The sequence below is a fragment of the Streptomyces sp. NPDC007905 genome, assembly GCF_042959345.1.
Classification (GTDB): Bacteria; Actinomycetota; Actinomycetes; order Streptomycetales; family Streptomycetaceae; genus Streptomyces.
Genome location: NZ_JBIBKS010000009.1, coordinates 41,614 through 65,972, shown reverse-complemented (window position 1 = coordinate 65,972; position 24,359 = coordinate 41,614). Strand labels below are relative to the sequence as shown.

The window sequence follows — 24,359 nt, the reverse complement described above, 5'->3', positions numbered from 1 at the left end:
GTCCCGCGGTGGTGTTACGCCGCCAGCGATCCGGGCATCACCGCCCGCGGTCCGAACTTCGCGCGGGCGCGGTCGGCGACCTCCTCGATGCGGCGGACCCTCTCGTCCACGGCGTCGAAGGTGAGCTGGTAGGAGGCCTGGTCGGCGGGGACCAGGCCCTCGGCGCGCAGGGCGAGCGCGCGGACCCGGGCACGCTGGAGGCCGAGCGCCTCGTACATGCCGTAAGCCGTCTTCGTCAGGGCCGCCGAGTGCGCGGTCGGCTCCTTGAGGGTGCGGCTGCGGGTGGTCGAGGAGCGGTCGGCGTAGCGCACGGTGAGGGTCAGGGTGCGGCAGACTCGCTCCACCGCGCGCAGCCGGGCACCGATCTCCTCGGCGGCCGACAGCAGTGCCCTGCGATGCCGGTCGGGGTCCAGCTCATCGAGTTCAAAGGGGCGTTCAGCAGCCAAAGAACGGGAAACGGCGTTCGGCACGACCCGGCCGCGGTCGATGCCGCTCGCCTTCTCGCGCAGCTCACGGCCCGCCTTCGCGCCGATCAGCCGCTGGAGCGTGGACAGGGGCGCGGCGGCGACCAGGCCCAGGGTGTCCAGGCCGTACTCGCACAGGGTGCGGGCGGTCGCCGTACCGACGCCGGGCAGCGCGGACACGGGCCGGTCGGCGAGGAACTCCGCGATGGCGTCCGGCTCTTCGGGCACGACACAGGTCACCCCGGGACGGGCGTCGCGCAGCGCCACGCGGGCCAGCATCGGGCCCGGCCCGGCGCCGGTCACGCAGTCGACGCCGTGCAGCGCGAGGGCGCGGACCCGGATCACCGAGGCCAGCTCGACGGCGCTGCGCCCGAAGTACCGCTCGGCGCCCCGGAGATCGGCCAGCGCCCCGTCCGGGGGCAGTGCCTCCACGACCGGGGTGAACTCCTCCAGCAGTCCGAGCAGGCCGGGCAGGGCCGCCTCGTACATCGGCGGCAGCCGGAAACGTACACAGAGAATGGTCATCCCGCGCTCCCCGGACTCTGGTGCCACAACTTCCTTACGGCCGAAGGCCCTTGTGAGGCCTCCTGGCCCGCGGGCCGCAGGTCGGCCCACGGATGCATCTCGTATCCGGTCGGCAGATGGATCCGGCGCCCGCCCGTCGGATCACCGTCCGCCCGTTCCGCCACGGGCTCCGCCAGCCGCGCCGCCACCTCGTCGAGCCCGCCCTCGACGCGCAGTTCGACGAGTTCGGCGAGGTTCCAGGCGGCGGAGCCCACCACACTCAGACTGCGCGGACCGCGCCGCTGCACCACTCCGCGCACCAGCAGCAGCCAGGAATGGAAGACCGTGTGGGCGCAGGCGTCGTGCGAGTCGTCGAAGAAGGCGAGGTCGACCAGGCCCGTGCCGTCGTCCAGCGTGCTGAAGATGACCCGCTTGCCGGACCGGATCGGCGGGGTCTGGGTGGCCGCCTTGGCGCCCGCGACCAGCACCGTCTCCCCGTGCCTGGCCTCGCGCAGCCGACGCGCCGACACCACGCCCAGCTCCTTGAGGAACTCCCGGTGGTCGTCCATCAGGTTGCGCGAGGCGTCCATGGAGAGCACGCCCAGCTCGGCGCTGAGCCGTTCCGCCGAGGTCAGGTCGGGCAGCCCGGCCGAGGCCGTCCTCCGGCCGCCGGCCAACGGAAGCTGACCGCCGCCCCCGCCCCGGGCGCCCCGGTGCAGCTCGGTCAGGTGCAGTTGCAGATCACGCCGATTGGCACCGAAGGCGTCCAACGCCCCCACCTGGGCGAGCCGCTGGGCCAGCGGACGGCTCGGGCGGGCCCGCTCCCAGAAGTCCAGCAGGGAGGCGTACGGCTGCCCGTCCGCGATCCGCTTCGCCTCGGCCTCGCTGATGCCGTGCACGTCGGAGAGGGCGAGCCGCAGCCCCCATACCCCTGATTCAGACACCAGTTCGATCCTGTGTGCGACCCCGGACACGTTCACGTCCAACGGCAGGATCGGCACCCCGCGCCGCCGCGCGTCCGCCAGCAGCAGCCGCTTCGGGTACATGCCGGGGTCGTGCGTGAGCAGCCCGGCGTAGAAGGCGGCCGGGTGATGGGCCTTCAGCCATGCCGACTGGTAGGTCGGTACGGCGAAGGCGACCGCGTGCGCCTTGCAGAAGCCGTACGAACCGAAGGCCTCGACGATCTCCCAGGTCCGCTGGATCGTTTCCGCGTCGTACCCGTTCGCCGCCGCGTGCTGGGCGAACCACACCTTGATCCGCCCCTGCGACTCCGGATCGGACAGCCCGCGCCGGATCCGGTCCGCCTCACCGCGCCCACAGCCGGCCATGATGGCGACGATGTCGATGACCTGCTCGTGGAAGACGACGACCCCGTACGTGTCCTTCAGCGGCCCTTCGAGGTCCGGGTGCGGATACCGGACGGGCGCCCGCCCGTGCCGCGCCTCGATGAACGGCCGCACCATGTCGGCGGCGACCGGCCCGGGCCGGAACAGCGAGATGTCGACGACCAGGTCGTGGAAGGTGGCCGGCTGCAGGCGTCCCACCAGATCCCGCTGTCCCGGCGACTCGATCTGGAAGCAGCCCAGCGTCTCGGTGGACCGGATGAGCCCGTACGTAGCCGGGTCGCCCGGCGGCAGCGCGTCCAGGTCGACCCGCTCGCCGGACACCCGCTCCACCTCGGCGACCGCGTGCGCCATCGCCGACTGCATCCGCACCCCGAGCACGTCCAGCTTGAGCAGTCCGAGGTCCTCCACGTCCTCCTTGTCGAACTGCGACATCGGCAGCCCCTCGCCACTGGTCGGCACCACCGGCGTACGGGCGAGCAGGGAGGCGTCGGACAGGAGCACCCCGCACGGATGCATGGCGACGCCACGCGGCAGGGCGTCGAGAGCCTCGACCAGCTCCCACAGCTTGCCGAACTTCTCCTTCTCCCCCGCGAGCTGCTTCAGCTCGGGCAACTCCTCCAGCGCCGCGCGAGCGTCCCGCGCCCGGATGTGCGGAAAGGACTTGGCCACGCGATCGATCTCGGCCGGATCCATGGACAGAGCGGCCCCCACATCGCGGATGGCGTGCCGCACCCGATAGGTCTCGGGCATGGAGACGGTGGCGACCCGCTCGCTGCCGAACCGGCCGATGATCGCCCGGTAGACCTCCAGCCGGCGCGCGGACTCCACATCGATGTCGATGTCGGGCAGCACGACCCGCTCCTTGGACAGGAAGCGCTCCATCAGCAGCCCGTGCTCGATCGGGTCGGCGTGCGCGATGCCCAGGAGATGGTTGACGAGAGAACCGGCGCCGGAGCCGCGAGCGGCCACCCGGATCCCCATCTCCCTCACGTCGTCCACGACTTGGGCGACGGTCAGGAAGTAGGAAGCGAAGCCGTGGTGGGCGATGATGTCCAGCTCCTGGTGCATCCGCTCCCAGTAGGCGCGCCGGCCGGCGTAGCCGTGCAGCACCATGCCCGCCGCCGCCCGGGAGGCGAGCGCCCGCTGGGCGGTGCGGCGGCCGGCACCGACGAGGTGCGGCTCGGGGAAGTGGACGGTGCCGATGCCGAGGTCGTCCTCGGGATCGACCAGGCATTCGGCGGCCGTGGCCCGGGTCTGCTCCAGCAGCCGGCGGGCGGTGTCCCGCCGGTACCCGGCCGCCTCCACGACCCGCTCGGCGACCCGCAGCATGGTCTGCGCGTCCTTCAGCCAGGCAGCGCCGGAGTCCAGCTCCTTGCGAGGGTCGATCGGAACCAGACGGCGGGCGGCGTCCAGGACGTCGGCCACCTGCCCCTGGCCGGGGTCGGCGTACCGGACGGCGTTGCTGAGCACCGGGCGGATCCCCTGCTCGGCGGCGAAGCCGACGGTGCGGGCGGCCAGCCGCAGGGAGCCGGGCCCCGTCCCTTCACGGCCGTGGCAGACGGTCTCCAGACGCAGCGCGTCGCCGTAGATCTCGCGCCAGGGGACGAGCAGCTTCGCGGCGCGGTCGGGACGCCCCGCGGCGAGCGCACGACCCACGTCCGACCCCGGACCGAGCAGCACGGTGAGACCGTCGCCATGGTTGCCGGCCCAGGGAAGCAGGGGCCCGTCCTCGCCCCCGTGCGCCGCCGTGACGATCCTGCACAGGTCGGCCCAGCCGCGGGCCCCGTCCCGGGCGAGGAAGGTCACCCGGGGAGCCGACTCGTCCACGAAGGCGCCACCGCGCACCGGGGTACGACGCCGCTCACGCCGTACGACCTCCGGCTCGGCCACCGCCAGGTTCACGCCGAACAGGGGACGGACCCCCGCCCTGGCGCAGGCCTTGGCGAACCGGACCGTACCGGCGAGGGTGTCGCGGTCGGTGAGGGCGAGAGCGTCCATGCCCCGTTCCTCGGCGCGCTCGGCCAGCCGCTCCGGGTGGGAGGCCCCATACCTCAGGGAGAACCCGGAGACGGTGTGCAGATGCGCGAAGCCCGGCACACACACCTCCCGCACTCGTGAGTCCCGAACGACTCTCGAACATCAGTTCCCACTCCCACCATACCCTCATTCCCGAACAAGTGTGCGACATCCGTGCGACCGCATCCCACCTGCACAAACACCCGATGCCCGGGGTGGCCCGCACCCGCCGGGGGGGTGTACGCCCGCAGCGGCCGAGGTGATGCCGGAGAGCCCGCGGAGACATGGCGCGAGTCGAGCCCGGACAGGCGTGAGCCCCCGCACGCACCTCGCGCGCGGGGGCTCACCGGAGCCGTCCCGTCAGGGAAGGGTCACACCGTAGTAGCTCAGCGCTTCGGTGACCGGCTGGAAGAAGGTCGTACCGCCGGAGGAGCAGTTGCCGCTGCCCCCGGAGGTCAGACCGTAGGCCACGCTGCCCGCGTAGAGCGGACCGCCGCTGTCGCCGCCCTCGGCGCAGACCGTGGTCTGGATCAGGCCGTAGACGATGTCACCGCTGCCGTAGTTGACCGTGGCGTTGAGGGCCGTGACCCGGCCGCTGTGGGTGCCGGTGGTGGAGCCGCGCCGGTAGACGGTCGTACCCACGGCCGGGGTGGCCGCGCTGCTGATGGTCTGGCTGCCGACCGCGCTCGGGTGCGCGATCGAGGAGTTGGTGTAGCGCACCAGCGCGAAGTCGTTGCCCGGGAAGCTGTAGCCGACGTTCGTGCCCAGCACCGTGGAGTGGCTGGAGTTGCTGTACCAGGTGGAGGCGACCTCGCCGCAGTGGCCGGCGGTGAGGAAGTAGTACGTGCTGCCGCTGCGCACGTTGAAGCCGAGCGAGCAGCGGTACTGGCCGCCGTAGATGGCGTCGCCGCCGGTGATCAGCTTGTTGAACTTGCCGGCGGTGTGCTTGATGGTCAGCGCGCCCGCGTCGGCGCCGGCCTGCCGCCTGATCTTGGCGATCTCGGCCTGGGAGACCGTGCTGTCGACGGTGACGACGACACGGTCGGTCCTGCTGTCCACCGCCCAGGCCGTGCCGGGGACGTCGGCCTTGAGGACGGAGTCGCTCGCCCTGGTGAGCTGGTTGGCGCTGAACGTGTGGGCATCGGTGGCGTTCGCGGTGGGGGCGGCGAACGCGGCCGCGGCCAGGAAGCCGGTCGCCACGGCGATCAGCCGGGTCCGTCTCGCGGTGCCGCTGCGGGGAGTGGTGCGCTTGATCCTCACGTTTCGTTCCCTCCCAGGGGAAGTCGGGGGCCCGCGTGGGGTCGGGGCCCGTGAGGCGCAGCCAGGAACCGGCCCGGGATTCCGAACACTCATGCCCCTGACAAGCGCTGAGGGGGAGTATTCGGCCGAACGGCCGGTCGGCACAAGGGCGCCTTTCGGCCGTGCAGCGTTCAACCGCCGTACCGGTCACGCGCCTTGACTTTTCCTGAAAGCGGAAGCCCTACGGGGTGGGGGCCAATGGGACGCTGCCGGATCGGCGTGTTCCTCAAGGTGCGGCCCCCGGGTTCAGCTCAGAGCGCGCTCCCCCGCCTCGACCGCCACGTCCAGCCGGTCCCCCGGCGGCGGGAAGGGGCAGACGAAGTGGTCGGCGAAGGCGCACGGCGGGAGCTGGGCGCGGTTGAAGTCCACCGTGGTACGGCCCTCGGCGTCCGGTGCCCGCGGGAAGAGGAACCGGAAGCGGAAGCTGGTGTCGCCGCTGGTGGCGTCGGCGAACACCGCCCACAGCCGGCCGTCGCCCTGCTGCGCGACCTGGAGCGTCAGGTCCTTCCCGGCCACGGTGAAGGCGAGTTCGCCGGCGAGGGCGAGCCCGCGTTCCCGTCCGTCCGCGGTGCCGACCCGCACGGTGCGCGTGTCCTCGTACGGCGTGAAACGGCCCGGCACCGACCAGCTCGGGTCGTACGGGGTGGCCTCGATGCCCCGGAAGGCGCGCCGGGTCTCGGCCTCGGGGTCGAAGACCCGCACGCCCCAGACGCCCTCACGGACCAGCACCACCAGCCGCTTCTCGCCCAGTGCGACCCGCGCCCCGGCCTCCGGTCCGCTGTCGGCGGAGAGCTCGACCTCTCCGGAGAAGGGCCGGCCGTCCACGGTCAGGCCGTGGGCCTCGACGGCGGCGAGCACCACCCCGTCACCCTCGGCCACCCACGTTCCGGCGATGTCCGGAAGTCGACCCTCCGGATGATCCACGATCCAGTGGGTGGCGGTCAGCGCGAGCGGTCCGTGAGGAGCGGAGACCGCCGCCACGCGCTGCTCGTGCCACCGCTTCCAGGCGTCGGGTGCGTCGGTCGTCATGCGATCGGTTCCTTTCCTGTGCGCTCAGCCTTCTCCCGTGGGTCGGGCAGCCCGAGGTGTGAGCGCAGGGTCGTGCCCCGGTATTCCGTGCGGAAGACGCCGCGCTCCTGCAGCAGCGGCACCACGCGGTCCACGAACTCCTCGAGGCCGCCGGGCGCGAGGTGCGGAAGGAGAACGAATCCGTCGGCGGCGTCCTCGCGTACGTAGGCCTCGAGTTCGGCGGCGACCGCCTCCGGGGTGCCGATGAAGGACTGGCGGCCGCGCAACTCGATCACGGTCTCCCGGATCGACAGCCCCTTCTCCTCGGCCAGCGCCCGCCACTTCTCGGCGAGCGTGAGCCGAGTCCGGTCCTCGCTCGTCCCCCGCCCCGGCACCGGGTCGGCGTCCGGGAGCGGCCCGTCGGGGTCGTGGCCGGAGAGGTCCCGGCCCCAGACCCGCTCCAAGGTGTGCAGCGCGCCCCGCGGGGTGATCTGCTGCCGTCTGATCTCCACGGCCCGTTCCTGGGCCTCGGCGGCGGTGTCGCCGAGGACGACGGTGACAGCGGGCATGACCTTCAGGTCCTGCGGTGCCCGGCCGTACGCGGCGAGCCGCCGGTGGATGTCGGCGCGGAAGGAGCGGCCCGCCGCCGGCGGGCGGTGCCGGGCGAGGAGTACGTCGGCCGAGGCCGCCGCGGACTCCCGGTCCTGCTCCGAGTCCCCCGCCCGGATCACCACGGGGTGGCCCTGCGGCGAGCGGGGCAGGCCGAACTCGCCCGCGATGTCGAAGTGCCGGCCTTGGTGCGCGAACGGCCGGGACACCCCGTCGGCCGTCCAGGAGTCCCACAGCTGCCGTGCCACGGCGACAAACTCGGCGGCCCTGCCATAGGGATCCGCATGCTCGACACGGCCGCCGTGGCGGAAGTTGGCGCCGGTGAAGGCGTCCGAGGAGGTCTCCACGTGCCAGGCGGCCCGGCCGCCGCTGAGGTGGTCCAGGGTCGCGAGTCTGCGGGCGAGTTCGTACGGCTCGTTGAAGGCCGCGTGCACGGTGGCGGCGAGCCCCAGCCGTTGGGTGACGCCGGCGAGCGCGTTCAGCACGGTGACCGACTCCGGCCAGCCCGTGGCGTGCAGGTCGTGGATCCGCCCCTTGTGCTCGGGCAGCCGCAGCCCCTCGGTCAGGAGCATGAAGTCGAACAGTCCGCGCTCGGCGGTACGCGCCGGCTGCTCCACGGTGGCGAACGCGGTCCGCGAGCCGGAGCGCGGATCGGTCCACACGGCGGTGTCACCGCTCCCCGGCAGACGGGCCGCCAGGTGTACCTGCCGTCGTACGGTCATGACGTTCCCCCCGTCACGGCGTACTGGCTGACGGGCCGGGACAGGCCCAGGTGCTCGCGCAGGGTGCTGCCCGGGTAGAAGGTGCGGAACAGGCCACGGTGCTGGAGCAACGCCACCGTGCCGTTGACCAGCCGCTCCAGGTCACGGCCCGGCTCGACCGGGATGAGGTGGAAGCCGTCGGTGACGCCCTGCGCGTGCCAGGCGGCGATCAGCTCCGCGAGGTCGACGGGGCCACCCCGGTACAGCGGGCCCTGTGCGCTCGCCCGGGGCCCTCCCCCGCCGTGCCCTGGCTCGGCGGCGTGCTCACCGGCCCCGAGGTCGACGATCAGGCTCACCAAGACCCGAAGAGCCCCCGGATTCCTGCCGGACCCTGCGGCCCCTTCGTGCAGTTGCCGGCGTACGGCGGCGGCCTGCGCGGGGCTCGCGGCGCGGACCAGGGCCACGTCGGCGTACCGGGCCGCGATGGACCGGGCCCGCCCCTCGGTGGCGTCGACCACGCGGACGGGGTGGCCCTGCGGTGGCCGGGACACGGTCGAGGGGCCCTTGACGGAGAAGCCGGTACCGGTGAAGTCGACGTGGTGCAGCCTGTCCCGGTCGAGGAAGCGGCCGCTCGGCACGTCCCGGATCTCCGCGCCGTCCTCCCAGCTGTCCCACAACCTCGCGGCCACGTCGGCGACTTCTCCCGCCTCCTGCCACAGCGCGTCCACGGGGCCGGCGTGTCTGCGGCCGAAGAGGCGGGCCTCGCCCTCGGTGGTGGAGACGTCGATCCGCCAGCCGGCCCGGCCCCGGCTGGCCCAGTCGAGGGTGGCGACGGCGGCCTGGATGCGGAAGGGCTCGGTGTGCGTCGTGCTGACGGTCGGGACCAGCCCGATCCGCCGGGTGGCGGGTGCCACGCGCGACAGCACGGCGAGCGCGTCGGGCCCGGGGCGTGCGAAGGAGTCGTCCAGCGTCACGAAGTCGAACCCACCGCGCTCGGCGAGCTGCGCCAACTCGACGTAGCATGCGGCGTCGAAGGAGCCCGGCCGATCGAGGGCGGCGGCGAGGTGCAACAGCCCACTCATGTCAACGCCCCTCGGCCTTCGTTCCACAACGGCGCGCAACGGCGACGCGGGCCGGCGGCGGCCGGACACAGGGGACCCACGGCGGCCATCCTCACAGCACCTTCGACACGAACGCCCGAGTCCGCTCCTCCCGCGGAGCGCCCAGCACCTCGCCCGGCGGCCCCTGCTCGACGATCCTCCCGTCGGCCATGAACACCACCGTGTCGGCGACCTCCCGGGCGAAGGAGATCTCGTGCGTGACGACGATCATCGTCGTGCCCCGGCTCGCCACGTCCCTGATGACATCGAGGACTTCCCCGACCAGCTCGGGGTCCAGCGCCGAGGTCGGCTCGTCGAACAGCAGCAGCTTCGGTTCCAGCGCGAGCGCCCGTGCGATGGCGACCCGCTGCTGCTGGCCGCCGGACAGCTGCCGGGGGTAGGCGTCGGCCTTGTCGCCGAGCCCCACCCGTTCCAGCAGCCGGTGCGCGCGCTCCACCGCCTCCTTCCGCGGCCGCTTCAGCGCGGACACCGGCGCCTCGACGACGTTGTCGAGGACGGTGAGGTGCGGGAAGAGGTGGAAGTTCTGGAAGACGAAGCCGATCCGCGTGCGCTGAGCGAGGACCTCGCGCTCGGGCAGCTCGTACAGCTTGTCACCGGCGCGCCGGTAGCCGATCAGCGAGCCGTCCACGCTGATCGTGCCCTTGTCCACCTTCTCCAGATGGTTGATGGTGCGCAGCAGCGTCGACTTGCCGGAGCCGGAGGGGCCGAGCACGACGGTGACCTCACCGGCGCGCACCTGGAGGTCGATGCCCTTGAGGACGTCGAGCGAGCCGAAGCTCTTGTGCACCGACCTGATGTCGACCATGACGGTCATGGTGGGGGTTCCTTGTCAGTGGACGTGGGTGGGGCGGTCACGCGGCGGCCTCGCCGGCCCGGTCCCGCAGGAAGGCCAGCGCGGCCCGGGCGGTGGAGTCGTTCTGCCGGAACGCGGGGCCGCCGGTGCGCGGCCGGGTGAAGGCGCCCGGGGTGCGGGCGTCGGTGAACGGGCCGAGCGCGAAGCGCCGCGGATGCGGTCGTCCGGCCCCGTCCAGAATGCGGCCGTCGCCGGGGTCGACGCGCAGCAGCCCGTCGGGGGTCTCGGCGGCCCCGTCGGCGTGCAGGTCCCGCAGCAGGGCGTCGCGGGCCCGGCCCACGGCCGGCTCGGGCAGCCGGGCCTCGACCAGCGCCCGCGCCTCGACGGAGAACCCGGGCACGGTGGGACTGGTCGCCCGGAACACGCCGCCCTCGGCGGTGACGGCCATGTCGGCGCCGACGAACCGCACCAGCCCGGCCCGGGACAGGGCGAGCATCTGCCGCAGCCGGGGCCCGGGCGGCCCGGACGCCAGACAGCTGAAGAAGCCGTGCCACCAGGGGGCCGTGTTCCCGAGCCGCACCAGCTGCCCGTAGACGGACAGCAGCCCGAGGAAGACGCCCAGGTCGGCGCTGTGGTCCGGATCGTGCCTGCGGCCCAGGTCGCCCTCGACATAACCGCGCAGGCCCTCCTGGAACTCCTCGTGCGAGGCGTACCGGACACCGTCGAGGGGGTGGTCGAGCGCGGCGAGGTCGAGGCGGTCGGCCGGGTCGGGTACGGCGGCGGCGACGAGCGCCCGGGTCTCGGCGGGGTCGGCGGCCGCGTACTGCTCCTCGAAGTCGGCCCAGGTCATCGCCGTACGTTCGGCGTGGGCGGTGAACAGCCGGTGGTAGTGGGCGAAGCCCAGTTCCTTCTCCACCAGCGGCCACACGTCGCGCCGGAAGTCGAAGCCCTCCGGCCGGGCCAGCAGCCCCTCGACCTCGGGAGGGCCGAAGAAGCGGGGCAACGGCGGCCGGTCGCCGGTCCAGTCGTAGCCGATCTTCGAGTGGTACGGCACCCCGCGCCGCGAGCCGACGTACAGCACCGGCTCGCGCCCCGACGGAACATAGGTGTCACCCTCGTAGCGCCCGCCCCGGCCCTCGGTGAGCAGCACCATCAGGTCGACGAAGGCCAGCCCGAAGCCGCGTACGAGGACGGGTTCGCCGGGTCTCAGCGGGGACAGGTCGCTGTCGGCGGTGAAGTCGGGCGGCAGGTGGACCAAGCCGTGCTCACCCGCGTAGGCGGCCAGCTCGGCCTGGTCCGGGTCGAGTTCGGAGTCGAGGTGGCCGAGGGCGAGGACGACCAGGTCGGCGAGCAGGGGGCGCGGGCGGCCCTCCAGCCACACCTGCTGGCGTCCCTCGCGCGGGCCGCTGACGCGCAGGGCACGCCGGGCGTGGTGGTGGACGGTGATGCCCGGGGGCAGCTCGGCGAGGGCCCGCTCGTACACCCAGCGCAGATAGCGGCCCTGGAGCTGCCGGTCGGCGAAGGTGCGGCCGTCCAGGCCGGCCCACTCGTGCAGGGTGGGACCCTCGCGCACCGGGCCGTCCATCCGCACCGTCCCGTCGGTGAACATGGTGACGTCCTCGGCGTGCGAGTTCATCCACAGCAGCGGCGACTGCGCCTCGCGCCAGATGCGTCCGCCGCCCGGTGGATGGGGGTCGACCAGGTGGATGTCGAGCCCCGAACCGGTGTACAGCGCAGGCGCGTTGGCGGCGATGCGTTCGAGGAGACCGGTCCCCCGCGGCCCGGCACCCACGATCACCAGGTGCGACCTCATCGGGCGGACTCCGTCCCGCGGGCGTAGTGCCTCTCGACGTAGTGCTGGCCGACACCGAGCACCGAGGTGACGATGGTGTACCAGAGGGTGGCGACCATCAGCAGCGGAATGACCTGGTAGGTGCGGTGGTAGATCAACTGCGTCGAGAACAGCAGGTCGTTGACGGCGATGACGCTGACGATGGAGGTGCCCTTGAGGGTGCCGATCAGCATGTTCCCGGCGGGCGGCACGATGGAGCGCATGGCCTGCGGCAGCACGATCCGCCGCCCGCGCCGCCACCGGCTCAGGCCGAGCGCCTGGGCGGCCTCGGTCTGCCCGCGGTCGACGGAGAGGATGCCGCCCCGGACGACCTCGGCGGCGTAGGCGGCCTCGTGCAGGGTGAGTCCGACGACCGCGACGGCGGCGGGGCTCAGCAGGTTGACGGTCTTCACCCCGAACACCTGCGGGTACAGCGCCCCGATGTTGAACCACAGGAGCAGCTGCACCAGGATCGGGATCGACCGGAACAGCCAGACGTATCCCCGGCTTACCCACCGGAGCACCGGGTTGGCGGAGAGCCGGAAGACGGCGAGCAGGGTGCCGAGGGCGAAGCCGAGGACCATCACGACCGCGGTCAGCCACAGAGTGAGCCACAGTCCGCGCAGGACGGAGTCAGAGGTGAAGTAGCCGGCGACGACGTTCCACTGGAACGCCTCGTTGCGCAGGACCGAGTTGACGGCGAGGGCCAGCAGCACCAGGACGGCGACGGCGGCTGTCCACTGGCCGAGTCGGCGCTGCGGGACGATCCGCAGGGCGTCCGCGCGCTCGGGTGCCTCGGAGGCGGCGGGGACGTGGGCGAGGGTGTCGGATGACATGCGAAGGCTCCGTGGTGGGGTCCCCCGGCCCGAACGAAGTCGAGAGTGGGGGAAGGTCGAACACGGTGGGTGCCTTCACACGGGCGCGCCGCTGGCGCGGATACGGCCGAGCCCCTCAGCAGGGCCGTCCACCGAGAGTACGTGGGCGTTTCGGTGCACTGTCAAGGCCGTCCACACTGTGAGCCGTACGTCTCAACTCGGTTGACGCGGAATCGGATGCCTGTTCCACTTGGCCCATGCATCCACAGCAGTGGCTGGTCACCCGCTCCCACATCGACTTCGGTCGCGTGTGGTCCGCGTCCTGTTGAGCTGACCCCCTGCCACGTCTGCCCTTCGGCGGGCGTACTCGCGTTCTCCCCTTGTCTTCGCGTTGCTCTTCGCGTTCTCTTCACGCCTTCACACGCGCACCCCCTCCCCTCGCGCTCTGCACGCCTGCTGCTCTCAGGAGACCGCTTTCCGATGCGTACGCGTCATCTGCTGCCTTTCATCACCATCACTTCGGCCGCTCTGCTCCTCACCGCCTGTGGCTCCGGATCCGGTGGCCCGGGCGGGACGGACGCCGCCGGAGTGGGGGGCACGTCCGACAGGGTGCCCACCACCGACGTCGTCTCCGCCGAGCAGAAGGACGGGGCGGCCGCGAAGCTGCTGCCCGCCGGCGTCACGAGCCTCACCGTCGCGGTCAGCGTCGGCGGCACCCCACCCGGCACCACCTACCTGCCCGACGGCAAGACTCCGACCGGCCAGGACATCGACTTCACCAAGGCGGTCGCCAAGGTGCTCGGCCTCGAACTCAAGGTGGAGCAGGCGAGCTTCGAGGCGATCCTGCCCGCCCTGGACAGCGGCAAGTACGACGTCGGCGCGAGCAACTTCGGTGTCACCGACGAGCGTCGCAGGACGATCGACTTCGTCACCTACGTCAACGACGGCCAGGGCTTCGCCACCCGCAAGGACAGCAAGCTGACCAGGATCACCGATCTCACACAGCTGTGCGGCCTCACCGTCGCGACCGGCGCGGGGACGACCTTCGAGGCCACGCTGGAGGACAACGCGCACGTGTGCACCGACGCGGGCAAGAAGGCGTACCAGGTGCAGACGTACTCCGAGCAGGGCGCCATCTGGTCCTCGGTGCAGCAGGGCCGCAGCGACGTGGTGATGTCCACGATCAACGGTCTGCGCTACGCGGTTGCCCACCAGCGGGGCGTGAAGTTCCTCAACGAGTACCACCGCCTGGACGTCGGCTTCGCCTTCAAGAAGGGCACCCCCCTGGCCCCGGCCTTCCGGGCAGCGGTGAACAAGCTGATCGCCGACGGCACGTACGACAAGATCCTGAAGAAGTGGGGGACGACGGGCTCGGCGATCGCCACGTCCCGGATCTCTCCTCCGGAACCGAAGAACTGAAGCGGCCGGGGTCCGTACGGGGGGTCCGTGGGCGGACCCCGGCTGTTCGTGAGGTGACGCTCAGCAACCGTCGCACGGACAGCAACAGTCACAGCCGTCACAGCCGTCACAGGGGCAGTCGCAGTCGCAGTCGCGGCAGCAGCCCTCGCGCTTCCTCCGGGACCAGGGGCCCTCGTACTCCTCGGCGCAGCACAACCGGCAGGTGCAGCACAGCGCCAGGAACGCCCCGCAGCCGGCCAGGAACCCGCGTGGCACCGTGGGCTTCTGCGGCGTGTACGGCCCGTACGGACCGGACCCCGGCTGATGTGCGGCACACGCCGGTACCGTGCCGAACGCCCGGTCCACGGAGCGCCGCAGTTCGTGTGCGAGCAGCAGATGGACGAGCTTGCCGTCGGTGAACTCCGCTTCCCGCAGGGCGAGCCGGATGCCGTGCAGGGCGTCCTCGGCGAGCCTGCGGGCCTCGGCGAGGGGGGTGCCGGTGACGGTGAGGGGGTTCCAGGCGCCCGAGCGGGCGTCGGGCTCCCTGTCCTCCACGGCGTCCAGCAGATGCGCCAGCCGCCCGAAGAGGCGGCCGGCCTCGGCGAGCGGCTCGGCGTTGCCCGGCCGTCCGGCGAGCACCGCGGTGTGCGCGAAGGCGGCCGCGGTTGCGGTCTCGGTCGGCTCGGTGACCGTCAGCAGCGGGGTGCCGTACCCGGCCAGGGCCTCGATGCCGGTCTGCCGGTCGACGGCGTCGACCAGGACACCGGTGTCGAACCCGACCGCCGACCCGCCGCGCTCCCCCGCCCGTCCCCAGCCGACCGCGACCCGGCGCGCCGCTGCCGCCATCGGCCGGTGGGCCAGCAGCCCGTCCCGGTCGGCGACATGGTCGTGGACCTTGGCGGAGGCGAGCACCAGCGACACGGCGGCGGCGAGCCGCGCGCCCTCACCCTGCGCGACGGACGCCGTCCGCATCCCGCGCAGCGCACAGGGGCCGGCGGGCCGACGGGACCCGCTCGTCGCGTCCGCCTGAGCCTCCGTCAGAACCGATAGGAGAAGCCCGTCATAGTTCGTCACGACGCGGGCGAACTGTCCGTGGTCGCGGCGCAGCGCGAGACAGAGTCCGCACAAGTGCGCCATCCACTGGGCCTTGAGCCCCTCACCGAGCCGGTGGCCGCACGGCCTGACGATTCCGAACACGCCGATCCCCCGTGGTGTGCTGCGACCTTGAGCCGGGGCATCATATCGGCCGACTGTCAGGTCGTATCAGGCGTCACGTTCACCCGTACGCACCGTGCATCACCCATCCGCCGCCGACCATCATATTTCACTCACAGTCAGCAGCCGTATGAGTCGGGACCCTTGGGGCACAAGGACTCTCGACGGATCCGCTGTGCACCAGTACCGTCACAAACCCCCCGCGCGGCGTCTATCCACTTGGCGCGCCGTCCGCATCATGGATGACCATAGGGATGCGGAAAGCAAGAAGGACCGCTGTGAGAGGAGGCGTCCATGGGATCGGTACGCAAGGCGAGTGCGTGGCTCGGCCTCGTCGACGACAACGATGACGAGCGCTACTACGACGACGACTACTCCGAGGGCACCGAGTCCCCAGACGCCTGGGTCACGGACCCCCGGGTGAAGGTGGCCACGGACACGGCCGAGGAGAAGGGCCGCCGGATCGGCACGGTCACCCCGGACAGCTTCCGGGACGCCCGCGCCATCGGCGAGCTGTTCCGGGACGGCGTCCCGGTCATCGTGAACCTCACGGCGATGGAGCCGGCCGACGCCAAGCGCGTCGTCGACTTCGCGGCCGGGCTGACCTTCGGCCTGAGGGGCACGATCGAGCGGGTCGCGAACCGGGTCTTCCTGCTGACGCCCTCGAACACGGAGATCGTCAGCGGTGAGCCGGCGAAGAACCGCGAGGACGGCTTCTTCAACCAGAGCTGAGGCAGGGCCGCTCACCGGCCCTGCCTACCCTTCGGGGGCTCACCGGAAGGCGTCGAGCCCGGTGAGCGCCTTGCCCAGCACGAGCTGGTGCATCTCGACCGTGCCCTCGTAGGTGAGCACCGACTCGAGGTTGGTCGCGTGCCGCATCACGGGGTATTCGAGGGAGATCCCGTTGGCACCGAGGATCGTCCGCGCCGTACGGCAGATCTCGATGGCCTCGCGGACGTTGTTGAGCTTGCCGAAGCTGACCTGCTCGGGACGCAGGCGGCCGGCGTCCATCCGACGCCCCAGATGGTGGGCGAGCAGGATCCCCTTGTGCAGCTCGACCGCCATGTCGGCGAGTTTGGCCTGGGTGAGCTGGAAGCCGCCGATGGGCCGCCCGAACTGCTCCCGCGTCCGCGCGTACTCCAGGGCCGACTCGAAGCTGCTGCGCGCCGCGCCCATCGCGCCCCAGACGATGCCGTAGCGGGCGTGCGAGAGACAGCTGAGCGGTCCGCGCAGGCCGGTGACCTCGGGGAGCGCGGCGGTGGCGGGCAGCCGTACGTCGTCGAGGACGAGTTCGCTGGTCACGGAGGCGCGCAGGGACCACTTGTGCTTGATCTCGGGCGCCGAGAAGCCGGGGCGGTCGGTCGGTACGACGAACCCCCGGATCCCGTCCTCGGTCTGCGCCCAGACGACCGCGACCCCGGCCACGGACCCGTTGGTGATCCACATCTTGCGGCCGTTCAGGACCCAGTCGTCACCGTCGCGCTTGGCGTGGGTGCGCATGGCGGCGGGGTCGGAGCCGTGGTCGGGCTCGGTGAGCCCGAAGCAGCCGATCACCTCGCCGGCGGCCATGCGCGGCAGCCACTGCTGCTTCTGCTCCTCGCTGCCGAACCGGTGGATGGCGTACATGGCGAGGGAGCCCTGGACGGAGACCAGGGACCGGATGCCCGAGTCGGCCGCCTCCAGCTCCAGACAGGCCAGGCCGTACTGCACGGCCGTCGCGCCCGCACAGCCGTACCCGGTCAGCGACATGCCGAGGGCGCCGATCGCACCGAGCTCGCGCGCGAGGTCCCTGATACCGGGCAGCTCCCCCTTCTCGTACCAGTCGGCGACGTAGGGCAGCACGCGGTCGGCCGCCCAGCCGCGGACGGTGTCCCGGATCGCCAGGTCCTCCGGGTCCAGGAGGTCGTCGATCCCGAGCGGGTCGGCGGCATCGAACGGGGGCAACTTCGCGGACGCGGACATGGAACACCCTCCGGGACACTGAGGCACGTTGCGGCAGAGTAAAAACTAGCAGCGCTAGTTACGACTCCACAGCCGACGTTACGGTGCAGTGTCCCGCACGTCCAGAGCGGGGGTCAGGCCGACACCCTCGGCTTCGCGGCCTCCCGCGGCGACGGCAGTTCCACCTCGGCGGCCCGCTCGCTCTCCTCGCCGCACTGCATTTCCCGGGGCAGCCGCAGCGCCATCACCGCCCCCATCAGCAACAGGCCCGCACTGACCAGCAACGTGACATGCAGGCCGTGCACGAAGGACTCCTGCGCGGCCCGGCGCAGCGCCGCCCCGGCGGAACCACCCAGGCGCCCGGCCACCGCGTAGGCCTCGCCCAGCGAGTGGCCTGCCGCGTCCGAGGCGCGGGAGGGAACTCCCGGCACCGACGCGAGACCGGGTGCGTAGGCCGCGTTCATCACGCTGCCCAGCAGAGCGATCCCGATCCCGGCGCCCAGCTGGTACGACGTCTCGCCGATCGCGGCGGCCCCGCCGGCCTGCTCGGCCGGGGCCTCGCTCAGCATCGACTCGTACGCCCCGAAGAGCGTGGTCTCCAGGCCGAACCCGAGGAGCACGAAGCCGAACAGCAGCAGGCCCGCGTTGTCGTTCCCGCCCATCGCCGTCAGGGTCAGGACCGCGGCGGCGGTGAGGCAGAAGCCGAAGCAGACCATCCGGCGCGGTCCGAAGCGGCGCAGCATCCGCGCGCCCGCCAGACCCGCGGCCATGGCCGCGATGGTCAGCGGCAGCAGCCTGAGGCCCGTCTGCAGCGGCGAGAGACCCAGCACCAGTTGCAGGTACTGCGCCGCGATCAACTCCAGGCCCACCAGCGCGAGCATCGCCAGCACGATGCAGCACACCGAGGTGCTGAACGCCGGCCGCCGGAACATGCGCAGATCCACCAGCGCGAGCGGCCGCCGCGCCTGCCGCCGTACGAAGAGGAAGAGCAGCGCCGCACCCACCAGCAGCGGCACCAGCGTGAACGGGCTCGCCACCGGCTCACCGCCGCCGAGCCGCTTCACGCCCAGCACCACACCGAACAGGCCGACCGCCGCCATCAGCGCGCCGACGACGTCCCACGGGCCGTTGCGGTCACCGCGCGACTCGGGCAGCAGCAGCCGCCCGACCGGCAGGCTGACGAGCATCAGCGGGATGTTGACGAGGAAGACCGCGCCCCACCAGAAGTGCTCCAGCAGGAAGCCGCCGAGCAACGGGCCGACCGCCGCGCCGACGGCCGCGACCGCGCTCCAGATGCCGATGGCCAGCGCGCGCTCGCGCCGGTCCGGGAAGACCTGGCGGAGGATCGACAGGGTCGCCGGCATGATCATCGCACCGCCGACGCCGAGCAGCGCCCGCGCGAGGATCAGCGCCTGGGCGCTGGGCGCGAAGGCGGCCACACCGGAGGCGACCCCGAAGAGGGCGTAGCCGAGCAGCAGGACGCGTCTGCGGCCGACCCGGTCGCCGAGCGTGCCGAACAGGATCAGCAGCGAGGCGCAGACCAGTGGGTAGACGTCGACGATCCAGAGCAGTTCTATGGCGCCGGGCCTGAGGTCCTCGGTGACGGCGGGGACCGCCACGTGCAGCACGGTCGCGTCGAGGGCGACGAGCAGCAGGCTGACGCAGAGGACGACGAGGACGACCCAGCGGTTGGCACCGGCCCCGGCCGCCCGACGGCGCGGCCCTACGGCAGCCGTGGTCGTCCCGGACATGTACGTACCTCCCAGATGATCCCTCGCGTGCGGCGGATCGGCGGGGTGGGGATCCCCGTCGTACGGCCGGAGAGGAGCGGTGTCTCCGGCCCGCGCAAACCCACGCGGGTGACTCGCCAGCGTACGCGAGTTCGCTGCGGGCACGCGTGGCGGACCTCTCAGACGCAGGACCGAACCCGTGTGGCATACGCCACCTCGGCCGCTCTCGACCATGCCCCGGCGGACGGGCCGGTTCCGCGTCCGGTCGATAATCGAGCCCGTGACCGACCTCGCACCACGCGTGGCCCCGCCCCACGCCCCACTGCTGCGCCGGGTGGCTCCGGCCCTTCTCGGGTACATGGCGGTCCGCGCCCTGGGCCTGGTCGTCCTGGCCGGGTGGAGCGCCGCTCGCGGCAAGAGCGCGTACACGCTGCTGACCGCGCGCTGGGACTCGCTCTGGTACACGCGGGTGGCCAAGCTGGGGTACGGCTACGAGGTCCGGCTGCCGAACGGCGACGTCCACTCCAATCTCGCGTTCTTCCCGCTGCTGCCCTGGCTGGAGCGGCTGCTGCACGCGGTCGGGCCGCTGTCGTACGCGGACGCCGGCTTCGTCGTCAGCCTGCTCGCCTCGCTCGCGGCGGCCTCGGGGATCTTCGCGGTCGCGGAGCATGTGTACGGCCCTCGGGCCGGGGTCTGCGCGGTGCTGCTCTGGGCGCTGCTGCCCGTCGGGATCGTGCAGTCGATGGCCTACAGCGAGTCCTTGTTCACGGCACTGGCCGCGTGGTCGCTGTACGCCGTGCTGACCGGCCGGTGGGTGAGCGCGGGTGTGCTCGCGGCACTGGCCGGGCTGACCCGGCCGGTGGGGCTCGCGGTGGTCGCGGCGGTGTGGGTGGCGGCCGTGACCTCGTTCGTGCGAGACCGAAGCGCGCGGGCCACGCACGGCGCACACACCAGCGAACACGCCCCTACTGCGGCGGGCGACGCCCGCTCGGGGCGCACGGCGCACAGTGGAGGCACGGACGCGACGACGCACGCCTCCTCAGCATCAGAGGGCGCATACGTGACAACATGCGCCCCTTCTTCCTCAACAGGCCCGGACGGCACCACACGCGCCCCCTCATACCCAACAGGCCCACAGGACACGGCACTCGTCCCCGCGCGCACCCCCGGTGCGAGGGGGGCGAGCCGCGCCGGCGCCGGGCGCCGTGTCCTCGGCATGCTCCTCGCCCCGCTGGGCACCGCCGGTTACGTCCTCTGGGTCGGCCACCGCACCGGCAGGGGTCCGCTCGGCTATCTGGATGTGCAGGCCGGCTGGCGCAACGGGTTCGACGGCGGGTACGCCTTCGCCCGTTTCGTCGCCGACAAGTTCACGTCACTTCCATCGGCCCTCGCCGGGGCGGGTCTGATCATCGGGGTGGTCCTGCTGATCCTGCTCTACGTGACCGGCGTGCGGCAGCGCCAGCCCGTCGCGCTGCTGGTGTACACGGGTGTCGTCCTGGCCCTCGCGCTGTGCGCCTCGAGTTATTTCGGGTCGAAGCCGCGGCTGATGATGCCGGCCTTCCCGGTGCTGTTCCCGCTCGCCCGGGCCCTGGCCCGACTGCGGACGTCCAGGGCGGCGCTGGTCACGGCGGGTGTGACGGCGGCGACGGCGGCCTACGGGGCGTTCTGGCTGAACGGCTCCGGTCCTCCGTGATCGAACCCGGCGGCCGATGACGCCCCGGAGAATTCCACCCCATGAACCGGTGAACGCATTAATAAGGGCGATATAAACAACACCCGGCATGATCAAAGGAATTGCACGAAGTGGTCTCAGCAGATTGCTGAACCCCGGTAATTCAGGCCACTCCTGAGAGGTTTCCCACATCACATCGTCATCACAAACCCCCTGTTTCGACCGGGAACAGAGCTCACTCGCTGTAACGTCGATTGAGTGCGTACCGAACGAAACCTGACCCGGCGTCTGGACCGGGTCTTCGCCAGACTCGACCGTGAGCCGGAACGACCGGCCCACATCGATGTGCCGAGGATGAGCCGGCACCGGGTCGTGCTGTTCACCGCGACCCTCGCCTTTTACCTGGCGATCGTGTGGGCCGTGGTGATCACCTCCTGGCTGGTCAGGCTCGACTGGCAGGTCATGTTCTTCCGGCCGTACCAGCAGTGGCCGCAGATCCACGCCTTCCTCGACTACTACGTGGTGCTCGGCCAGCGCGGCCCCACCGCCGTGATGGTCGCGGCCTGGCTCGGCTGGCGCTCCTGGCGGCAGCACACGCTCCGCCCGCTGCTGACCCTGGCCGCCTCGCTGCTGCTGCTGAACATCACGGTCGGCGCCGCCAAGCTCGGCATGGGGCGGCTCGGTCCGCACTACGCGACCGTGATCGGCTCGAACGAGATGGGTCTGGGCGGCGATATATTCCCCAGCGGCCACACCGCCAACGCGGTGGTGACCTGGGGAATCCTGGCGTATCTGGCCTCCACACCGAGAGCGCGCCGCTGGTTGTCGGCGCTCTCCGCGGTCACCTCGCTCGGGGTCGGCCTCACCACCGTCTACCTCGGTACGCACTGGCTGAGCGACGTGCTGCTGGGCTGGGCCGCGGGCCTGCTGATCCTGCTCGCCCTGCCCTGGTTCGAGCCGCTGATCGCCGGGGCCGAGACCACGCTCTTCGACCTGCGCGACCGCTGGCGCGCCCGCCGGGGCCGTACGGTGCCCGCGCCGGCCGTCCCGGTCGCGCCGGTGGTGCTCAAGCCCCGGACCGCTGCCGCCGAGCAGCACGCCGTGGCGCGCGAGCCGGTGGCGTCGGCGCGCGGCTCCCGGGCCCCGATGCATCTGGCCCCGGGCCCGCACACGGCCCGTTCGGAGCGCACCCCGGTCACCCCGGTGGGCAGCCGCCGCCCGCCGCACGCCGACCGTCTTCCGCGCGGCACCTCCCAGTCGGCCCGTCCCGTGACCGGCGGCTGACGGTTCACCACGGCAGTGGGGTCCGGTACGCACAGCCCGCCCCGCCCCGACGAAGGCCCCGCCTCCCTCTGCCGGGAGCGGGGCTTCGTTCTGCGTGCGGGGGCCTCAGCCCTTCCAGGCGCGGGCCACCCGGCCGTCCCGTACCTCGAAGTTGAGCCGGCCCACCCGGTACTCCATGGTGATGATCGCGCCCGGCGGCAGCGACCGTACGGTCGACCACCCGCGCTGCCGGGCGAGCCGCTCGGCGCTTGCGGCATGGAGGCCGACGTACCCGTCCGGACTGTCCTGGGGCTCCGCTGGCGGAGTGGGAATCGGTGCCATGCCGCCACGCTAGGCCGCTTCGCGCGGCGACGGAAGCCGGAAACCCGCGGCCGGCGCCACGGGTCCCTCTCCGGTCACACTTCTGTCACAGGTTCCCGACACCCATTTCTGTCGAACTGCGTGGACACGTACAGGCGTTTCCCGTGCTGTCACCGGGGTAATCGAACAGAATTCCCGCGCGTCGGCGCACCCCCTCGAATTACCCGGCGGAAAGCCTCGCAGCGGGGAGCGCAGCCGGCCCGGGACGCGATTCCCCGCGGAATCCGGCGTCCTACGGGCGAGCTGACGCCGCATAGGAAATCCACGGATTCGGCACACGACCGCCATACACCTCCGGCCGAAGCGCCCGCCCGGCGAGCATCATGACGTCAGCTCGCGGCTCCGCGTGCCGCGGGCCACGGCGGGGGCGCGGGGTGCGATGGGGCGGGCTGCCGGTGGTGGACCGGCTCACACCCCGGACCACGAGAAAGCACAACGTCGTCACCTGCCCCGGATCCGCTCGGAGGCGCCGGCGTCCGCCCCGCACCCTCCCCCGTACGCGGTCCGGGCGCCGCGGCGCGGGCCAGAGCGGCGTCGAGCCGGTCCCGAACCGTCCTGATGGCCTCGGTCAGCTCGGCGGGCTCCAGCACCTCGAAGGGGACCCCCGTCATCATGATGTGAATGACCATCACCTCCAGGTTCGGCGCACCGCTGTGCAGGATGCAGGCGTTCTCCCCGTCGGCCTCCAGCGTCCCGGCGGACGGCGAGATCCGCTCGGCGGCCTCCCGCAGCGGCACCAGCAGCCGGACGGCGGAGTGCGTGGCGTAGGCGCGCGTGGAGACTCCCTTCGACACATAGGCGGCGAGATCCTCGGCGGGCGCCTCGCGCGGGGTGAAGCGCGGGCCGTGCGGCGGCTTCGGCGTGATGCGGTCGACGCGGAAGGTCCGCCAGTCCTCCCGGTCGACGTCCCAGGCGACCAGGTACCAGCGCCGCTCGGTGCACACCAGCCGGTGCGGTTCGACGGTACGGCGGCTGGCCGCGCCCTCGTGGCTCAGGTACTCGAAGCGCAGCCGCTCGGCGTCCCGGCACAGGTGGGCGAGTTCGGTGAGCAGCGCCGGATCGACGGGTGACACCGGCGGGCCGCCGCGCAGCATCGGCACGGTGAAGGCGTTGAGGGCGCTCACCCGGCGGCGCAGCCGGTCCGGCAGCACCTGTTCCAGCTTGGCGAGGGCGCGTACGGAGGTCTCGCCGATGCCCTCGATGCCCTGTCCGGCGGCGGTGCGCAGGCCCACGGCCACGGCGACGGCCTCGTCGTCGTCGAGCAGCAGCGGGGGCAGCTCGGCGCCCGCGCCCAGCTGGTAGCCGCCACCGGTGCCGGGGCTCGCGTTGACCGGATAGCCCAGCTCGCGCAGCCGGTCCACGTCCCGGCGGATGGTGCGGGCGGTGACGCCGAGCCGCTCGGCGAGTTCGGCCCCCGACCACTCGCGGTGGGCCTGGAGCAGCGAGAGCAGGCGCAGCAGGCGTGCCGAGGTCTCCAACATGGCGCCGAGTCTGCCAGCCGATGCGGACAGCCGCTGTCCTCGTCGGGGACAGCGGCTGTCCTGAGCGGGTGATCGGCGCTCAGAGCGCGAGGCGCTGGCCGGGCACGATCAGGTTCGGGTCATCGCCGATGACCGTCTTGTTGGCGGCGTAGATCCGCTGCCAGGTGGTCCCGTGCCGGGAGGCGATGGTGCTCAGGGTGTCGCCCTGGCGGACGGTGTAGTCGCCGCGGGAGGCACTGCGGTTGGTGTGGGCCTTCGGGCGTTCCGGCGCCTTCGCGGGTGCGGACTTCGTCGTCACGCTGCCCTTGGAGGCGCTGCCCGAGGCGGCCGCGGGAGCGGCTCCCGAGGCTCCGGCCCGGGCCGAGCAGACCGGCCAGGCGCCCCAGCCCTGGGCACTCTGGACCTTGCCGGCGACGGCGATCTGCGCGCTCCTGGAGGCCTGGTCGGCCGTCGGGGCGTAGGCGGTGCCGCCGTACGCGCGCCAGGTGCCGGCGGAGAACTGCAGCCCGCCGTAGTAGCCGTTGCCGGTGTTGATGTGCCAGTTGCCGCCGCTCTCGCACTGGGCGATACGGTCCCACACTCCGTTGTCCGCCGCGGCGGCGTTGCCGGTCGCGGCCAGCAGCCCCAGCGGGGCCAGCAGCGCCGCCCCGGCGAGGGCGGCCGTCGTACGGCCCTTGCGGGCGCTGTCGTGACGAGCGGTGTTGCGGGTGGTATCGGCACACTCGGACATGTAATTCCCTCTCCACGAACCCGGGCTCCCCCGGGCGGGAC

The 24,359-nt window shown here is 72.2% G+C and carries 18 protein-coding genes and 1 pseudogene; 4 read left to right on the top strand and 15 right to left on the bottom strand.

Annotated features, from left to right (window positions below; genetic code table 11):
- Positions 1–14: 14 nt before the first annotated feature.
- From ACFZDC_RS17540 to ACFZDC_RS17500, 9 genes are all read right to left on the bottom strand, one after another.
- On the bottom strand, positions 15–989 hold the full coding sequence (locus ACFZDC_RS17540; RefSeq protein WP_391324661.1) for a hypothetical protein: 975 nt from the start codon (positions 987–989) through the stop codon (positions 15–17).
- The gene (locus tag ACFZDC_RS17535; RefSeq protein ID WP_391324659.1) at positions 986–4,411 is read right to left on the bottom strand and encodes a DNA polymerase III subunit alpha; all 3,426 of its coding nucleotides are present in this window, start codon (positions 4,409–4,411) and stop codon (positions 986–988) included. Before ACFZDC_RS17535 ends, ACFZDC_RS17540 begins: the two co-directional genes overlap by 4 nt.
- A 279-nt stretch (positions 4,412–4,690) precedes the next feature.
- Positions 4,691–5,590, bottom strand: coding sequence for a trypsin-like serine protease (locus tag ACFZDC_RS17530; protein WP_391324658.1), 900 nt, complete (start codon positions 5,588–5,590; stop codon positions 4,691–4,693).
- Between the two features lie 285 nt (positions 5,591–5,875).
- Positions 5,876–6,658, bottom strand: coding sequence for a DUF1684 domain-containing protein (locus ACFZDC_RS17525; RefSeq protein ID WP_391324656.1), 783 nt, complete (start codon positions 6,656–6,658; stop codon positions 5,876–5,878).
- Complete coding sequence (locus tag ACFZDC_RS17520; protein ID WP_391324654.1) at positions 6,655–7,968, bottom strand: NtaA/DmoA family FMN-dependent monooxygenase; 1,314 nt, start codon at positions 7,966–7,968, stop codon at positions 6,655–6,657. Before ACFZDC_RS17520 ends, ACFZDC_RS17525 begins: the two co-directional genes overlap by 4 nt.
- On the bottom strand, positions 7,965–9,029 hold the full coding sequence (locus ACFZDC_RS17515; protein WP_391324652.1) for an LLM class flavin-dependent oxidoreductase: 1,065 nt from the start codon (positions 9,027–9,029) through the stop codon (positions 7,965–7,967). Before ACFZDC_RS17515 ends, ACFZDC_RS17520 begins: the two co-directional genes overlap by 4 nt.
- 91 nt (positions 9,030–9,120) lie before the next feature.
- On the bottom strand, positions 9,121–9,882 hold the full coding sequence (locus tag ACFZDC_RS17510; protein ID WP_391324650.1) for an ATP-binding cassette domain-containing protein: 762 nt from the start codon (positions 9,880–9,882) through the stop codon (positions 9,121–9,123).
- A 37-nt stretch (positions 9,883–9,919) separates the two neighbouring features.
- The gene (locus ACFZDC_RS17505) at positions 9,920–11,674 is read right to left on the bottom strand and encodes an FAD/NAD(P)-binding protein (RefSeq protein WP_391324648.1); all 1,755 of its coding nucleotides are present in this window, start codon (positions 11,672–11,674) and stop codon (positions 9,920–9,922) included.
- Positions 11,671–12,528: an ABC transporter permease subunit gene (locus ACFZDC_RS17500; RefSeq protein WP_391324646.1), complete on the bottom strand. Its 858-nt coding sequence runs from the start codon at positions 12,526–12,528 to the stop codon at positions 11,671–11,673. The genes ACFZDC_RS17505 and ACFZDC_RS17500 overlap by 4 nt, the downstream gene beginning before the upstream one ends.
- Before the next feature lie 459 nt (positions 12,529–12,987).
- Between ACFZDC_RS17500 and ACFZDC_RS17495 the strand changes: the two genes are divergently transcribed.
- A complete protein-coding gene (locus ACFZDC_RS17495; RefSeq protein ID WP_391324645.1) occupies positions 12,988–13,926 on the top strand; it encodes a transporter substrate-binding domain-containing protein in 939 nt (312 codons plus the stop codon).
- Between the two features lie 60 nt (positions 13,927–13,986).
- Here the strand turns inward: ACFZDC_RS17495 and ACFZDC_RS17490 are convergent, their stop codons facing one another.
- Positions 13,987–15,102: a DUF5685 family protein gene (locus ACFZDC_RS17490; protein WP_391324643.1), complete on the bottom strand. Its 1,116-nt coding sequence runs from the start codon at positions 15,100–15,102 to the stop codon at positions 13,987–13,989.
- A 312-nt stretch (positions 15,103–15,414) separates the two neighbouring features.
- On the opposite strand from ACFZDC_RS17490, the gene ACFZDC_RS17485 reads away from it, so the two are divergent.
- Complete coding sequence (locus ACFZDC_RS17485) at positions 15,415–15,852, top strand: cell division protein SepF (RefSeq protein ID WP_391324642.1); 438 nt, start codon at positions 15,415–15,417, stop codon at positions 15,850–15,852.
- 39 nt (positions 15,853–15,891) lie between these two features.
- Here ACFZDC_RS17485 and ACFZDC_RS17480 read toward each other — a convergent pair whose 3' ends face one another.
- Both ACFZDC_RS17480 and ACFZDC_RS17475 read right to left on the bottom strand, forming a co-directional pair.
- Positions 15,892–17,082 carry an acyl-CoA dehydrogenase family protein gene (locus ACFZDC_RS17480; RefSeq protein WP_391324641.1) on the bottom strand — a complete coding sequence of 397 codons (1,191 nt, stop codon included), beginning with the start codon at positions 17,080–17,082 and terminating at the stop codon, positions 15,892–15,894.
- A 113-nt stretch (positions 17,083–17,195) separates the two neighbouring features.
- Positions 17,196–18,812, bottom strand: a complete 1,617-nt coding sequence (locus tag ACFZDC_RS17475) for an MFS transporter (RefSeq protein WP_391324639.1) — start codon at positions 18,810–18,812, stop codon at positions 17,196–17,198.
- 259 nt (positions 18,813–19,071) lie between these two features.
- Between ACFZDC_RS17475 and ACFZDC_RS17470 the strand changes: the two genes are divergently transcribed.
- Both ACFZDC_RS17470 and ACFZDC_RS17465 read left to right on the top strand, forming a co-directional pair.
- The gene (locus ACFZDC_RS17470; protein ID WP_391324637.1) at positions 19,072–20,484 is read left to right on the top strand and encodes a mannosyltransferase family protein; all 1,413 of its coding nucleotides are present in this window, start codon (positions 19,072–19,074) and stop codon (positions 20,482–20,484) included.
- A 237-nt stretch (positions 20,485–20,721) separates the two neighbouring features.
- Positions 20,722–21,747: a phosphatase PAP2 family protein gene (locus tag ACFZDC_RS17465; RefSeq protein ID WP_391324635.1), complete on the top strand. Its 1,026-nt coding sequence runs from the start codon at positions 20,722–20,724 to the stop codon at positions 21,745–21,747.
- 105 nt (positions 21,748–21,852) lie between these two features.
- On the opposite strand, the gene ACFZDC_RS17460 is transcribed toward ACFZDC_RS17465, so the two are convergent.
- The 3 genes and pseudogenes from ACFZDC_RS17460 to ACFZDC_RS17450 all read right to left on the bottom strand — a co-directional run bounded on the left by ACFZDC_RS17460 (position 21,853) and on the right by ACFZDC_RS17450 (position 24,318).
- On the bottom strand, positions 21,853–22,068 hold the full coding sequence (locus ACFZDC_RS17460) for an I78 family peptidase inhibitor (RefSeq protein WP_391324633.1): 216 nt from the start codon (positions 22,066–22,068) through the stop codon (positions 21,853–21,855).
- A 485-nt stretch (positions 22,069–22,553) separates the two neighbouring features.
- Positions 22,554–23,588 (bottom strand): annotated as a pseudogene (locus tag ACFZDC_RS17455) (helix-turn-helix transcriptional regulator); the annotation flags it as partial.
- A 79-nt stretch (positions 23,589–23,667) separates the two neighbouring features.
- Positions 23,668–24,318 carry a transglycosylase family protein gene (locus ACFZDC_RS17450; protein WP_391324631.1) on the bottom strand — a complete coding sequence of 217 codons (651 nt, stop codon included), beginning with the start codon at positions 24,316–24,318 and terminating at the stop codon, positions 23,668–23,670.
- Positions 24,319–24,359: the final 41 nt, after the last annotated feature.